This is a genomic window from Muribaculum intestinale, from assembly GCF_002201515.1.
Taxonomy (GTDB): Bacteria; Bacteroidota; Bacteroidia; order Bacteroidales; family Muribaculaceae; genus Muribaculum; species Muribaculum intestinale.
Genome location: NZ_CP021421.1, coordinates 2,074,745 through 2,090,277, shown reverse-complemented (window position 1 = coordinate 2,090,277; position 15,533 = coordinate 2,074,745). Strand labels below are relative to the sequence as shown.

Here is a 15,533-nt window from a genome sequence, read left to right as displayed (position 1 = left end):
GTCAGCCTTCACCCCTCGCATCCGCCGGAGTGAAGGTTATTTTTATAGCCTCGACCGTGCTCTTGCCAATGGTCATATGCCGTGATGTTCGCAGTCCCACAGCCCATACAATCTGTCCTCCGACTGTTACAATCCAGGCATTTTCCTTATCCGAAGGCGAGTAATGGGCGTCGCTGAAAAGATCGCTCACCAGTTTTGTGCCGTTCATGCCATAAGGCGCTATTCTGTCGGCAAGCCTCCACCTGCGCACCACAATCTTGCGGCCTCCGACCTTGTCAGTGTCAAGAAAAAGTGTATTGCCGGTACGGTCGTATAACACGTAATCGACCGGAATTCTCTCTATGGAAAAACCCTCCGGACAGGTTGCCATATCATCCGGAGAAATGATGTAACTCTCCTCTGACAGCGCTACATCCTGATTCCTCGCTCTCACTGTCAGCATTCCCTTATAGAGCACCCCGACATAACCGCGAGAATAAAAGCGCCGGCTTTCAGACTCTTCAATACAGGAAATCATATCGCCACATTGCACAGCATTGAATCCATAGCCACGGAGCATCTCATAAAGCATCATCCCGGCATTAGTCATCTCTCTGCACAACCTTGATATATCGATATCACCATGCTTGTTGCGATAGCCCTCTGAACAATGCGCGATAAGTTCCGTATAGAGCGCCAGATTTCCGGTAAGATTATGTATCGAACGCGTCAGCGTGGTCTGCGCATCCGGGAAATAAGCCCTTACGGCAGGGAGAATCACATTGCGTAGACGGTTGCGTTTCACATCATTGAGCAGATTGCTTGAGTCCGTGACATAGGTCAGCCCCTTGTCGGCGAGATAATCAAGCACATCTTTGCGAGTAACGTCAAGCAGCGGACGCACAATCATTCCGTGGCGAGACTTCATTCCTGTAAGGCCGGTAAGCCCGGTGCCACGCAACAAGTTGAGGAAAAGAGTCTCCACATTGTCGTCATTATGATGACCTACCGCCACCATGGCACCGCCATGCCTGACAGAAAGCTCGGCAAACCAGTTGTAGCGTAGGTCGCGACATCCCATCTCAAGCGAAATCCCGCGCTCCACACAATATGTCGACGTATCAAAATGCTTCTCAACATACTTAGCGCCATGCATGCGTGCCATAGATTCCGCATGCATACGGTCGCGTTCCGACTCTTCACCACGCAAATGATAGTCGCAGTGTGCTGCCACACACTTGTAGCCGAGCGATGTCATTGACGACAGAAGTGCCACTGAATCAGCGCCACCGCTGAGAGCGACAATCACCGTCGCGCCGGGCTCAATAAGTCCGGCGCGCTCTATAGCTTTATATACTTTTTCCTCAAACGGATGTTTCATGAGGTCAAAGGTAGCAAAACTGCATGAAAAAGCGTAACTTTGTATATAACTTTAAGAAACAATACAGATTCACATATGAAAAAGCTAACCGCCGCCATCATGGCTTCAACAATTATGCTTATGAACCAGAACAGCGCGGCCGCAGCCACCCCAGGCACATCGGCCGACAACCCATTCTTTACTGAATACACCACTACGGTACTTGGAACCATTCCTTTCAGCCGTGTACATAATTCTGACTACGAGCCGGCTGTCGACCGAGGCATCAAACTCCAGAACCAAGAAATCGACGCGATAGTCAATAATCCCGACAAACCCACATTCCTCAATACCATAGTGGCACTTGAACGCTCCGGCGCCGACCTCAACCGAGTGCTCAGCACATTTTACCCACTGCTTTCTGCCGACAGCGATGACGAACTTATGGAAATATCCATGCGGCTGTCATCAAAGCTCTCTGACCACTCCACAAGTATCACACTCAATCAGGGACTTTGGAAACGCATCAAGAGCGTATACGACAAACGCGCTTCGCTGAATCTGAATCCCGAGGATGAAATGCTCCTCCAGCGCACCTATGATTCATTCGCCCGCAGTGGCGCAGGACTCGAAGGCCAACAGCGCGAAGAGTACCGACGTCTGGCATCAAAACTCTCTGACCTTACAACAAAATTCGGTCAAAACGTTCTCAAAGAACTCAACACATATGAAATATGGCTTTCCGGCGATGAGCTCGCAGGCCTTCCGACAAGCGTGCTTGAGGCTGCCGCACTCTCCGCTAAAGAAAAAGGACGCGAGGGCGAATACCGATTCACACTCGCCCAGCCTACATATATGGCCGTAATGAAGTATGCCGACTCTCCTGCCGTGCGCGAGCGGTTCTACCGTCTCTACAACTCTCGCAACACTAAAGGTGAATACTCAAATATGGAGATAATGAGCGACATAGCCGATACGCGCCGGCAGATTGCCGCACTCTTTGGCAAGGAGACATATGCCGACTATGGACTTGAAAAGACCATGGCCGAAAATACCGCCAACGTATACGCCCTGCTCAACCGGCTCGCCGAGGCTTACCGTCCGGCACAACAACGTGAATTTGCCGAAATCACCGAATTCGCATCCAAGGCTACCGGTGCTCCGGTAAAACTCAATGCCTGGGACTACAGCTACTGGGCCAATAAACTCAAAGAGGCAAAATATAAATACGATGAAGAAGCGCTCCGCCCATATTTCGAGCTCAACAATGTAATCGACGGTGTGTTCGGTCTCGCCACACGCCTCTACGGAGTCACTTTCCGTCAAAATCCCGATATCGAAGTATACCATCCCGACGTGCGTGCCTTCGAGGTAATCGACCCCGAACAAAAGGTGATGGGAGTCATTTACACCGATTTTTATCCGAGAGAGACAAAGCGTCCCGGAGCCTGGATGACCAATTTCCGCGAAGAATACATTGATGCCGACGGTGACACCGTACTGCCCCATGTGTCTATTGTGATGAATTTCACCAAGCCCACCGACACAAAACCGTCGCTTCTTACACCTTATGAGGTAGAAACATTCCTCCATGAGTTCGGCCACGCTCTCCATGGACTCTTCGCATCGACCAACTATGCGTCACTGTCGGGAACCAACGTCTACCGCGACTTTGTGGAACTCCCCTCACAGTTCAATGAAAACTACCTCACCGAAAAAGAGTTCCTCGATGGATTCGCCCGACATTATCAGACCGGCGAGCCCATCCCGTCGGAACTCGTCGAAAAGATTATTGACACATCACGTTTTGGTGCCGGATACGCATGCCTGCGTCAGCTCGCATTCGGACTCACCGACATGGCATGGCACACAACAACCACACATGTAGATGATCCCGCCGAACTTGAACGCCGGGCCACAGAATCAGTAGCAATGTTTGACGAAGTAGAGGGATGCATGTTCTCACCACAGTTCAGCCACATATTTGCCGGAGGATACGCGGCAGGATATTACAGCTACAAATGGGCCGAGGTACTCGATGCCGACGCATTCTCCATGTTCAAGCGCAATGGCCTGTTTGACAAGAAGACGGCTGATTCGTTCCGTACCAACATACTCATGCGCGGCGGCACAGAACATCCTATGACACTCTACAAGCGGTTCAGAGGACAGGAGCCTACAATCGACGCACTACTTCAGCGCGACGGCATACAGCCTGAAGAGCAGCCATCTATGCCCCAGCCGGTTCCCACTAAGAAAGACTGAACCATATTATGCTCACATATCTGATATTCCTTGTCACAGGCATGGCCGCAGGCCTTGTCATCGGTCACTTATGGGGCCATGGCAAGGCTGTAGCACAACGCAACGCCATTCTACTTGCCAAAGCCGAAGCTGAGACAACACATGCGCGTGAGATAGCCGAACTGCGTGCTGAAGCCGGCCGTGCCGAGGCTGCAGCCGAAAGCCGTATCCGCGCTCTTGAGGCTGAGAAAGCGATGCTTGATACAAGACTTGCCGATGACCGGGCATCTCATGCCAGAGAAATAGAACAGCGCGACGCCATGATGAAAGCCGCCGAACAGCAGGCTTCGGAACGTGCCGCACAGTTTCGCGAACAGCTTGACATGGCCCGTGAGCAACTGAAGACTACTGCCGCCGACCTGCTCGCAGCACGTACCGCCGACCTCAACCGCGCCAACGTACGCGATATCGATAATGTGTTACAGCCACTCCGACAGCACATCAAGGAGATGAAAGAGGCCATGGATGCCTCGCGCGACATAAACATCCGCAACACTGCGTCGCTCCATCAGGCAATATCCGACATAATGGAGCGCACCGCCGGAATAGGGGCTGAAGCCGACAAACTCGCCCGGGCTCTGCGCCATGAGAATAAGACCCAAGGCAACTGGGGAGAGGTGATTCTCAGCGAACTGCTCGACAGCCAGGGTCTGAAACGAGGCATAAACTACGAGGTACAGTCGACCATTGTCGACAAAAACGGCCGACCGGTGCTCAACGAGACAACCGACAAGCGCATGATTCCCGATGTCATACTCCACTACTCCGACAACAAGGACCTGATAATCGATGCGAAAGTGAGTCTGTCGGCATATCTCGACTATACAGGTGCCGAATCAGAGGAGGCCCGCGAGGATGCACTACGACGCCATGTAAAGAGTATCCGGGCCCACGTCAAGGAGCTCGCAGCAAAAGACTACCGCCGCTATATCCTCCACCCGCGCCAGTCGCTCGACTATGTAATCATGTTCGTGCCCAACGAGGCAGCACTCCAGCTCGCCATGAGCGTGGAGCCCACACTATGGCGCGATGCCATGAAAGAGGGTGTGTTTATATCCGGAGAGTGCAACCTCACTGCCGCACTGCGCATAATTCATCTGGCGTGGCGTCAGGAAGTACAGGCACAAAGCCAGCGAAAAGTATTTGAGGAGGCCAACCTGCTGATAGGCCGCGTAGGCGACTTCTACAAGACATTCACCGATATCGGAGCGCGCATCGACAAGGCTAAGGAGGCATTCACCGACAGCGCCAACAAGCTAATCAACGGACGCCAGAGCCTGATGGTGCCGGCAAGGCGTCTGCGCGACATGGGAGCAAAAGAAAAAGCCGGAGCGCCTTTGCCCGAACCGGAGTCCGAATCATTGCTAACCGAGTTGACCGACACCACCTCTCTCCCCACAGCCGACACCTAACATTTTCACCCTTATAATTGTTGTTATTACATGGGCATAGAAATCATCGAAAAATATTTTACACTTACCCCCCGACAACAGTCGCAGATGGAGGCCCTGAGCCGCTTGTATCCCGAGTGGAACGAAAAAATCAACGTGGTATCACGCAAAGATATCGACAATCTTTACGAGCACCACATACTTCACTCGCTGGGTATAGCCAAATTCCTGCATCCCGTACCCGACACTACATTTCTCGATTTGGGCACAGGAGGCGGATTTCCGGGCATCCCCCTTGCAATATTATGGCCTGAGTGCAACTTCCACCTGATTGACCGTATTGGAAAAAAAATACGTGTAGCCCAGGATATCGCCGACCAGACAGGTCTTACCAACGTCACCTTCCAGCATGGAGATATCGGTGAATGCCGTCGCCGTTACGACTTTGTGATAAGCAGAGCCGTGATGCGTCTTGACGAAATGATACCGCTTATCAGAAAAAACATAGCACCGGGCGGCAAAAACGGATACCCCAACGGAGTGATTGTACTCAAGGGAGGAGAACTCGCGGGCGAACTGTCAGGGCTAAAATGTCCGATTATTGAAGAATCGCTCAGTACATGGTTTGACGAAGAGTTCTTCAAGACCAAGAAACTTATTTATGCACAAATATAAACCCCGCCATGCTGAATATAAAGGCTTTTCAGTTTAACATGTTCGGTGTCAACACATATGTGGTATGGGACCCTGTAACACTCGATGCCGCCATAATCGACCCCGGAATGATTAACCGATCGGAAGAGGCTGTCCTCGACTCTTTTGTCGAGAAAGAGAAACTCAACGTCACTCAACTTGTCAACACCCACATGCATGTTGACCACACATTTGGCGTGCCACACATACGCAACCGCTACGGAATCGAGCTGAAAGCCTCGCCCGACGATACATTTCTCGGACGCCAGGCCCCGGCACAGGCACGAATGTTCGGTCTTGATGCAAGTAATGTCGAGCCTGTCGAAGCCAACGTAGCGCTCTCCGACGGTGACCACATTACAGTCGGAAGTGAAGAAGCCATCGTGCTCGGTGTTCCAGGCCACTCCCCCGGCAGTCTTGTACTCTATTTCCCGCAGTCAGCATTTGTCATTACAGGCGACGTGCTTTTCGAGGGAAGCATCGGTCGCACCGACCTTGTAGCCGGCAATCATCAGCAGCTTATTGACGGAATCAAGCGCAAACTTCTGTCACTCCCCGATAATACAAAGGTATATCCTGGACATGGCTCTCCCACCACAATCGGAGCCGAAAAGAAATCCAATCCATATCTCCGATAGATTACTGACCGACGCCCGCTGTACTTTGCCAATTCTTTCACCACACTTTTACAGAAAAGTTTTGTAAATTTGCGTGTCAAGAACTGAATAATGAAAAATTTCATTCTGCGCACCATCACGGGCGCTTTATATGTAGCTGTAATACTGTCCGGAATACTGCTCGGAGCAATCCCGTTCTGGGTACTATGTATGTCATTGAGCGTTCTCGCCACAATCGAATATACTTCACTCGGCAACATGAAACGACAACCCGACGGCAACGTCTGCCCTTCGGTTGACTGGGCATCCGCATCCATGTGGATTGATGTGGCCATGGCCTTGTCGTTGATTACAGCAGGATGGATGTCAATGCGCTATGCCTACATGCAGGTATGGGGCACATGGCTTTCGCTGCTACTTGTACGCCTTGTATACACCTTGTACTCAAAAGAGGAGAAGCCACTGCACTCCCTGGCCCGGTCAATGATGTCACAATTGTACATCGCCCTGCCGATGATGCTTATGCAGTATATCTACGCTCTTAGCTCTCACCTCGTACTGATGATGTTCGTGCTCATATGGGTAAATGACACAGGCGCATTCCTTGTAGGCTCGGCCATCGGACGCCATCGCCTCTTCGAGCGCATATCTCCCAAGAAATCGTGGGAAGGATTTTGGGGAGGAATGGCATTCTGCATCATCGCAAGCATCGCAGCAAAATCAATCTGGCCATCCTACTTCCTGTTAGACATATGGTTCATGGCAGTATTCGGTGTTATTGTATGCGTGTTTGCCACATGGGGCGACTTGATTGAATCTCTCATCAAGCGCACGGTAGGAGTAAAAGATTCCGGACGTCTCCTGCCTGGCCATGGCGGAATTCTCGACCGCATTGACTCTCTTCTTATAGTATCTGTAGCAACTCTGGCATATCTGCTTTTTATATAACAATCCAACATCACAGCATAATCTCTATGAGCAATCAGCGCTATGACCTCCGCGGAGTATCAGCCTCGAAAGAGGATGTGCACAACGCAATCAAGAATGTCGATAAAGGACTTTTCCCAAAAGCATTCTGCAAAATCATCCCCGACTATCTGGGCGGTGACAGTGAATACTGCAACATAATGCACGCCGACGGAGCCGGGACCAAATCGGCCCTCGCCTATATGTACTGGCGCGAGACAGGCGACCTGAGTGTATGGAAAGGCATAGCCCAGGATGCTCTGATAATGAATATCGACGACCTGCTGTGTGTGGGCGCTACCGACAATATACTTGTCAGCTCCACTATCGGACGCAACAAGATGCTCATACCAGGTGAAGTAATCGCTGCTATCATCAACGGTACAGAAGAACTGCTGTCGGAACTACGCGAGATGGGTGTGAATATCTACAGCACCGGAGGAGAGACCGCCGATGTTGGCGACCTCGTACGCACAATCATCGTCGACAGCACCGTCACATGCCGCATGAAGCGTGCCGATGTGATAAACAACGCCAATATCGCCGGAGGCGACGTAATCGTAGGTCTCGCAAGCTATGGACAAGCTGCCTATGAAAATGAATATAACGGAGGTATGGGCTCCAATGGTCTCACTTCGGCCCGGCACGACGTGTTCTGTCACGAACTTGCCGAAAAATATCCTGAAAGCTACGATCATGCAGTTCCGGCAGAACTGGTATATTCCGGGACATGCCGCCTGACCGATGAAGTGGAAGGCGCACCTGTAAATGCCGGAAAACTCGTACTCTCCCCCACCCGCACATACGCTCCTGTAATCAAGAAACTGCTTGACGAGATGCGTGCGGATATCCATGGTATGGTACACTGCTCGGGCGGCGCACAGACCAAAGTAATGCACTTTGTCGAAGGAAAACACGTGGTAAAGGACAATCTCTTCCCTGTGCCGCCACTGTTCGACCTCATCCAACGCGAATCAGGCACCGATTGGAAAGAAATGTACAAAGTATTCAACATGGGCCACCGCATGGAGATATATGTAAAACCGGAAGTTGCACAGCGAGTTATCGCCATATCCGAATCAATGGGCATACCGGCGCGCATAGTAGGTCGCGTCGAGGATTCCGAGTCCAACCGACTTACCATCATATCGGAAAAAGGCACTTTCGAATATTAATAAACCAATACATCCGGTCTATGCGTAAGTCAGCCGTTCTTCTCCCAATAGCATTACTGTTACTTGCAATCTGCTCGATATACTCGTGCGGACGGGGGAACGGCGCCGGAGGTTCAGACTCCGACTCAACTTCACATGCACTGCCGGATACCCTGCGCGTAGGCACCCTCTACAGTCCGACCTCATATTTCATCTACCGAGAGGAACAGATGGGATATGACTACGACATGGTGACACGCTTCGGTGCCGACAAAGGTATCGCCATCGACCTGCATGTAGCTCCCAGCCTGACCTCACTTGTCGAGATGCTCGACAGCGGAATTATTGATCTCGCTGCATATGAGATACCCATCACAGCGGAGTACAAACCGCATGTAGTAGCTGCAGGCGACGAGAATATCACGACCCAGGTACTTGTACAGCCCAAAAGCGACAACCCTATTACCGATGTGACCCAGCTCGCCGGACGTGAGGTATACGTGGAGGCCGGCTCGAAGTACCTCTACCGTCTTGAGAATCTCAACGACGAAATCGGAGGCGGAATCAAGATACATCAAGTAAAAAGCGACACACTTATTACCGAGGATCTTATCGAGATGGTAGCAAACGGAGAGATACCGCTAACTATCGTCGACAGCGATATCGCGCGTATAAACCGCACATACTATAACAGTCTCGATATAGGCCTCCCGGTAAGTTTCGAGCAACGTGCTGCCTGGGGTGTATCGCCTAAGAAACCGTGGCTCGCCGACAGCATCACCGAATGGATGGGCCAGGCCGAGCCTCGCAAAGCGCAGGCCCGGATTCTGAAACGCTATTTCGAGCTCAGCAAAGAATCGCCGGCGCTATCCATAGATTTCTCAAAGGGACGCATATCACCCTACGACCGCTTCTTCCGGCAATACGCAAATGAAATCGGGTGGGACTGGCGTATGCTTGCTGCACAAGGATATACCGAGAGCCGTTTCGACTCCACAGCGGTAAGCTGGGCAGGCGCAAGAGGTGTGATGCAGATAATGCCTCGCACAGCACGTGCTTACGGTCTATCCTCATCCAAAATCACAAATCCGGAGGCTAATATCCGCACTGCGGCGGCCATAATGAAAGCGCTCGACAAATCCCTGTCAAAAAAAGTGCCCGATTCAGAAGAACGCCGTAAATTTATCCTGGCAGCCTACAATTCAGGCATAGCACATATATATGACGCCATAGCCCTGGCAAAAAAATACGGAAAAAACCCAAAAATATGGGACGGGAACGTAGCCGATGCTCTACTCATGAAGGCTAAGCCAGAATACTACAACGACCCTGTATGCAAATACGGTTATTTCCGTGGCAAAGAAACTACGGCATATGTGCGCAAGGTCATGGATTTCTATAAACGCAGCACCGCACACATAAGGCTATAATCATGAATGATACATTATTCGTTTAACAACCTATAAAAATCCCTAACAACTGAATTTATGAAAAGAAGATATTTATTTGTAGGTCTTGTACTTGCGCTCGCAGGTTCGATGGTATCGACATCCTGTATAGGAAGTTTCGCTCTCACCAACAAGATTCTTGGCTGGAACCACACTGTAGGCAATAAATTTGTCAACGAACTCGTGTTCATCGCATTCTGTATAGTTCCCGTATATGAAGTATCAGCTTTGGCTGATGTACTTGTCATCAACAGTATCGAATTCTGGAGCGGAAACAACCCCGTAGCTTGCGGACGCAGTGTCATCGAAGGTCAGGATGGCCGTTACCTCGTTGACTGCGACAAGACAGGATATACCATTACAAGCGAAAATGACGGCAGCGTAGTGCGACTCGACTTCAATGCCGACGAACAGACATGGAGCGTACGCACCCCCGACATGGAGGAAGGTGTGGTATTCATGACTATGATTGATGACAACAATGTAGAGATGGTAGGTGCCGACGGCGACATGCATCGTGTGGCACTCGATGCTCAGGGCGTACTCGCCTATCAGCAGCAGGCTCTCCCCGCCATGCTTGCCACCCGATAAAAACGGATGAAACGTTTTCTATTAGCAATAATGATATTAGCCGGAGCCATGGCCTGTACGGGCCATGGCAACCGTGCTGTATCAGGTGAAGCAGCCTCAGGAAAAGACACGACAGCCTCCAGCGGTCTTAATACAGTCGACTTCAACGCCGACTCAGCCTACCGACATATCGCAACCCAGGTAGAGCTCGGACCACGCATACCCGGTACAGTTCCTCATGCGGCCTGTGTCGAATATATTGCCGGCAGACTCCGCTCATACGGAGCCGATACGGTAATGATACAGCAATCAAAAGTCGACAGTCCGTCAGGCGGTGTCATACCGGTATCAAATATTCTGGCACGGTACAACTCCGGTACAGGACGCCGCATACTACTTGTAGCCCACTACGACACACGTCCATGGGCCGATAACGATCCGAATGCCGCCAACCACAGCACACCGGTACCCGGTGCCAACGATGGCGCCAGCGGTGTAGGCGTACTGCTTGAACTTGCCCGACTGATGGGCGAACGGAATCCTGCTGCAGGAGTCGACTTACTTTTTGTAGACGCCGAAGACAGCGGCAATGACGGCGACGAAAACTCATGGTGCCTCGGCACACAGGAGTGGCTGCGCGGCAAGCCATACAAAGGCATGGTGCAGCCGGCCTATGCAATATTGCTTGATATGGTAGGTGGTGAAGGCGCTGTATTCCGGCGCGAAATCATCAGCGACCACTTCGCACGCAGTGTCAACGACCGAATCTGGGCCGTAGCCTCAGCATCAGGATATGCCGACAGATTCGTGAACACCTCTGGCGGAGGTGTGACAGATGACCACGTATTTATCAACCGTGCCGGGATACCGGCTGTCGACATAATCGACGCAGCCCATCCCTCGACAGGCTCATTTCCGCCGACATGGCACACCGTAGCCGATGACATGACCTCCATATCAACAGCCACACTTAAAGCCGTAGGACAGACCGTGGCCAACGTAATATACACTGAAAAAGCAGAATAAACAATGACTATCAACGAGATACAGGACGAGATAATCGAAGAGTTCGCCGATATCGACGATTGGATGGATCGCTACGCCTATATAATCGACATGGGCAACACATTGCCGCCGATGCCCGAAGAATACAAGACCCCGCAATACATAATCGAGGGATGTCAGAGCCGCGCATGGCTGCATGCCGATATAACACCCGAAGGACTGATACACTTTACAGCCGACAGCGACGCCATAATTGTCAAAGGGATAATCAGCATGCTCCTCAAGGTGCTCAACGACCATTCCCCCGCTGAAATAGCCGATGCCGACCTCTATTTCATCGACAAAATCGGACTTGCGGAGAATCTCTCGCCCACGCGTTCCAACGGACTTGCGGCTCTGGTAAAGCAGATGAAACTCTACGCTATAGCCTATAAGGCCAAACTCGAAAACGAAGGCAAATAATCGCTCGCCCGCTCCCTCCGAAACGAATAAACCATATTTAATATACCAATCATTATGTTTAAAAACCAACCCGCAGGACTGTATGTGCTGTCGCTTGCCAACACAGGCGAGCGTTTCGGCTACTACACCATGCTTGCTATCTTCCTCCTCTTCCTGCAGGCTAAGTTTGGCTTTGACTCGACTGTGTCGGGTCAGATCTATGCCGGCTTCCTTGCACTCGTTTATTTCATGCCGCTCATCGGCGGATGGGTCGCCGACCGCTGGAGCTTCTCCAAGTGTGTGGTCACCGGTATAGCCGTAATGTTCATCGGCTATATGGTAATGGCCATACCGACCGAAATCCGTAGCACATCTTCGCTTGTGATTCTGTGCGCAGCATTGCTCCTTATCGCCGTAGGAACCGGCCTGTTCAAGGGCAATCTACAGGTGATGGTAGGCGATCTTTACAACAACGCACGTTTCAGCGGACAGCGCGACGCCGCATTCTCCCTCTTCTATATGGCCATCAATATCGGGTCGATGTTTGCCCCGATGGCAGCGACAGCAATGTGCAACATGGCTATGAAAGCCCAGGGCCTGACCTATGTAAGCACACTCCCCGCAATGTGCAACCTCTATCTTGACGGCCATGAGAATGCCGCCGACATAATCGCTACCGCAACAGAAGCAGGGATGACACCCGGAGCCGACCTCACCGCATGGGCATCACAGTACATAACCACCCTGACCACCGGCTACAGCTATGGCTTTGCAGTGGCTTGCGTGTCGCTTATTGCCAGCTTCCTTATATATTCTCTCGGACGCAAGACATACGCCCACATACTTAACGACAAGAAAAACGGCACAGCCAAAGCCGCAGTATCGGCCGGTCCGGAACTCACTCCGGCACAGACCCGCCAGCGCGTTATCGCCCTGCTTCTCGTGTTTGCCGTAGTTATATTCTTCTGGATGGTATTCCACCAGAACGGAGCCACTCTCACCGAATTTGCCAAGACATGCACATCGCCCGAAGCCGGTGGATGGACACGCATAGGATTCAATGTATGGGCACTGCTCAGCATTGCCGTGGGTGTCTACGCCCTCTTCAACCTGTTCCAGACAAAGAGCAACCTCAGCCGACTGATATCTGTAGCACTGCTCGCGCTGGTGGCATGGGCCGTATACTATTTCTACAACACTACACCTGATCCTCTTACCGGTATCCAACCCCAGGAGTATCAGCAGTTCAACCCCTTCTATGTAGTTGCCCTCACTCCGGTAAGCCTTGCATTCTTCGGCTGGCTCGCAAAGAGAAAGAAAGAGCCATCCGCACCACGTAAAATCGGATACGGCATGCTCATGGCTGCCATCGCATATGGTGTGATGTGTGTCGGTTCGCTCGCCATCGTAGGCACATCGGCCGCTGTATCACCCAACTGGCTCATCGGCACCTACCTGCTCCTTACTTTCGCCGAGCTTCTTCTCTCTCCGATGGGTATATCCTTTGTAAGCAAAGTAGCACCTCCCAAACTGAAAGGCTCGATGATGGGCGGATGGTTTGCAGCGACAGCCGTCGGCAACTATCTCGTGTCTATACCTATGCTTCTTTGGGGTAAAATCTCCACGGCAGCCCTATGGGGTATCCTCATCATTATATGTCTCATCTCGGCAGCATTCATATTCTCAATCATGAAAAAGCTCGAGGCTGCCACCTCCGACGCTCCCGCAGCTGACACCGACTCACTCTAGACAGTAGAGAATGAAGCCATCTGATTGCCTTTAGCTCTCTATCCGTATTTCAGAACCTGAAATAATATGAAAAACGGCAAATTTCCCACAAAGATGTGCAGGGCAACCGCACCAAAATTATGTGTGATAAGTAACGGTTGCTTTGAGTCAACGATGATATATGTTGGCGAAATTCTTTGAATCCAGCATATCCGAAGTCATAATTCTTAGTAATTTTATAGCACTAAAAAATGGATAATTGTCTGATTTTTAGTGTTGTAATAATTGTGTATCTCATATATTTTTAGTATCTTTATGGTTGAAAATCAACAATATAGACACCGAGACTATGCTGAACGAAATCTTTATGACAGTACCGGATCATCGAGTTACAGGTCGTTGCACGTATGCACTTTCCGACCTTTTGACAATCGCTTTGCTGACCTATATCTGCGGAGGCGAGGATTATGTTGACATGAGCGAGTTCGCCTATTATCGGGCACGTGATTTTGGTCTTATTGCCGACCGTCCTGACCGCAGCCCGTCACCTGACACTTTCGAGCGGCTGATGAGCGCCGTGGATCCCGATGAGATTGAGAGATGTCTGGTTGAGCATGGCAGGAAGTTCCTTGACACGCTTGCTGAGAAGCAGGTTGTCATAGATGGCAAAAAGCTCAGAGGCACATCGCCTAAACAGCATGGCTCGAAAGGCGATTATATCATGAACGCCTATGTCAGCGAGAATCACATTGTAGTAGGACAGCAGCGTCTCAAAGACAAGGAAAATGAAATAGTCGCCATACCTCAGCTTCTTGAAAAACTGGATATCGAAGGTGCCACAATCTCGATAGATGCGATTGGTACACAGATTAATATCGCTCAGAATATCCTTGACCGGAAAGCTCATTACTTCCTTGCCGTCAAGGACAATCAGGGCGCTCTGAACGAACAGGTAATCGATGCATTCCGCTACAATAAGCCCACTGACTCGGCTTCGCAGATGGATGCCGACCACGGACGTATAGAGATACGCGATTGCCGGATACTCAAAGCCGATACAATCGAAGACAAGGATGTATTGGCTCGTTGGCCTGGACTGAAAACATTGGTAGAGGTCACTTCCTCGGTTGACTATGGAGACCACACGGCAACTGCCGTCAGAAGATACATTAGTGACGAGGATTATCCTAAGGCTGCGTACTTCAATATGTTGGCTCGAGGGCATTGGTCTATCGAGAATCAACTGCATTGGAATCTTGATGTGACATTCCTCGAAGATGCCTGCCGTGCAAGGAAAGGGTATGCGTCACTAAACCTCTCAACAATAAGGAAGTTGGCTATGCAGGTTATAAAAGAGCATGTTGACAAAAGCAGTCTAAAGAAAAGGCGCTTCAAAGCGAGCCTTTCCAACGACTATTTGACCGATATGCTGCTTAAAGCCAAATTTTGATGCGGTTGCCCTGCAAAGATGTGTGGGAAATTTGCCGTTTTCTAAATTTATGCCTATCTTTGCACCGCTTAAGCCCCGCTACAGGGGTTGGGTAAATGATTGTCTTATGGTGTAATGGTAGCACTGCAGTTTTTGGTTCTGCCTGTCTAGGTTCGAGTCCTGGTAAGACAACACAAATCAAGGAGTCAAGCATAAATCGCTTGACTCCTTGATTCTTTTATACCCTCCCGTCGACACCAATCGAGCCACGGCTACAGCATGTAGAATCGTCCAAACTATTGCTTGGTATCGCACCCCAATTCCTCTTCATCTCAACTTTCTCATGCGAAATCTATGCTCCGGCGTCACAAGTGGAATACCGGATGGGACTAGGCGTTATTTCACTTGTGACCTTGATTGCATTCATCCGCTATGAGATTATCATCCC

13 protein-coding genes are annotated in these 15,533 nt (G+C 50.7%); 12 read left to right on the top strand and 1 reads right to left on the bottom strand.

The features are described from left to right. Position 1 precedes the first annotated feature (1 nt). The gene (gene tilS / locus ADH68_RS08390) at positions 2-1,360 is read right to left on the bottom strand and encodes a tRNA lysidine(34) synthetase TilS (RefSeq protein WP_068961204.1); all 1,359 of its coding nucleotides are present in this window, start codon (positions 1,358-1,360) and stop codon (positions 2-4) included. 120 nt (positions 1,361-1,480) lie between these two features. Here tilS and ADH68_RS08385 point away from each other — a divergent pair, with 120 nt between their 5' ends. From ADH68_RS08385 to ADH68_RS08330, 12 genes are all read left to right on the top strand, one after another. Further along, positions 1,481-3,604 carry a M3 family metallopeptidase gene (locus ADH68_RS08385; RefSeq protein WP_068962100.1) on the top strand — a complete coding sequence of 708 codons (2,124 nt, stop codon included), beginning with the start codon at positions 1,481-1,483 and terminating at the stop codon, positions 3,602-3,604. A gap of 8 nt (positions 3,605-3,612) precedes the next feature. Next, positions 3,613-5,055 carry a DNA recombination protein RmuC gene (locus tag ADH68_RS08380; protein ID WP_068961205.1) on the top strand — a complete coding sequence of 481 codons (1,443 nt, stop codon included), beginning with the start codon at positions 3,613-3,615 and terminating at the stop codon, positions 5,053-5,055. 36 nt (positions 5,056-5,091) lie between these two features. After that, positions 5,092-5,709: a 16S rRNA (guanine(527)-N(7))-methyltransferase RsmG gene (rsmG, locus tag ADH68_RS08375; protein WP_068962101.1), complete on the top strand. Its 618-nt coding sequence runs from the start codon at positions 5,092-5,094 to the stop codon at positions 5,707-5,709. An 8-nt stretch (positions 5,710-5,717) separates the two neighbouring features. Next, positions 5,718-6,365, top strand: a complete 648-nt coding sequence (locus ADH68_RS08370; protein ID WP_084274074.1) for an MBL fold metallo-hydrolase — start codon at positions 5,718-5,720, stop codon at positions 6,363-6,365. 90 nt (positions 6,366-6,455) lie between these two features. Then, on the top strand, positions 6,456-7,292 hold the full coding sequence (locus ADH68_RS08365) for a phosphatidate cytidylyltransferase (protein ID WP_068961206.1): 837 nt from the start codon (positions 6,456-6,458) through the stop codon (positions 7,290-7,292). Positions 7,293-7,318: 26 nt separating this feature from the next. After that, on the top strand, positions 7,319-8,485 hold the full coding sequence (locus ADH68_RS08360) for an AIR synthase related protein (RefSeq protein ID WP_068961207.1): 1,167 nt from the start codon (positions 7,319-7,321) through the stop codon (positions 8,483-8,485). 20 nt (positions 8,486-8,505) lie between these two features. Further along, on the top strand, positions 8,506-9,894 hold the full coding sequence (locus ADH68_RS08355; RefSeq protein ID WP_068961208.1) for an MltF family protein: 1,389 nt from the start codon (positions 8,506-8,508) through the stop codon (positions 9,892-9,894). Positions 9,895-9,951: 57 nt separating this feature from the next. Next, complete coding sequence (locus tag ADH68_RS08350; RefSeq protein WP_068961209.1) at positions 9,952-10,503, top strand: DUF3332 domain-containing protein; 552 nt, start codon at positions 9,952-9,954, stop codon at positions 10,501-10,503. 30 nt (positions 10,504-10,533) lie between these two features. Further along, a complete protein-coding gene (locus ADH68_RS08345; protein WP_157755879.1) occupies positions 10,534-11,508 on the top strand; it encodes a M28 family peptidase in 975 nt (324 codons plus the stop codon). A 3-nt stretch (positions 11,509-11,511) separates the two neighbouring features. Further along, positions 11,512-11,949: a SufE family protein gene (locus tag ADH68_RS08340; RefSeq protein ID WP_068961211.1), complete on the top strand. Its 438-nt coding sequence runs from the start codon at positions 11,512-11,514 to the stop codon at positions 11,947-11,949. A gap of 54 nt (positions 11,950-12,003) precedes the next feature. After that, on the top strand, positions 12,004-13,677 hold the full coding sequence (locus ADH68_RS08335; protein ID WP_068961212.1) for a peptide MFS transporter: 1,674 nt from the start codon (positions 12,004-12,006) through the stop codon (positions 13,675-13,677). A 346-nt stretch (positions 13,678-14,023) separates the two neighbouring features. Continuing rightward, a complete protein-coding gene (locus tag ADH68_RS08330; protein WP_232321368.1) occupies positions 14,024-15,106 on the top strand; it encodes an ISAs1 family transposase in 1,083 nt (360 codons plus the stop codon). The last annotated feature ends 427 nt before the right edge of the window (positions 15,107-15,533 follow it).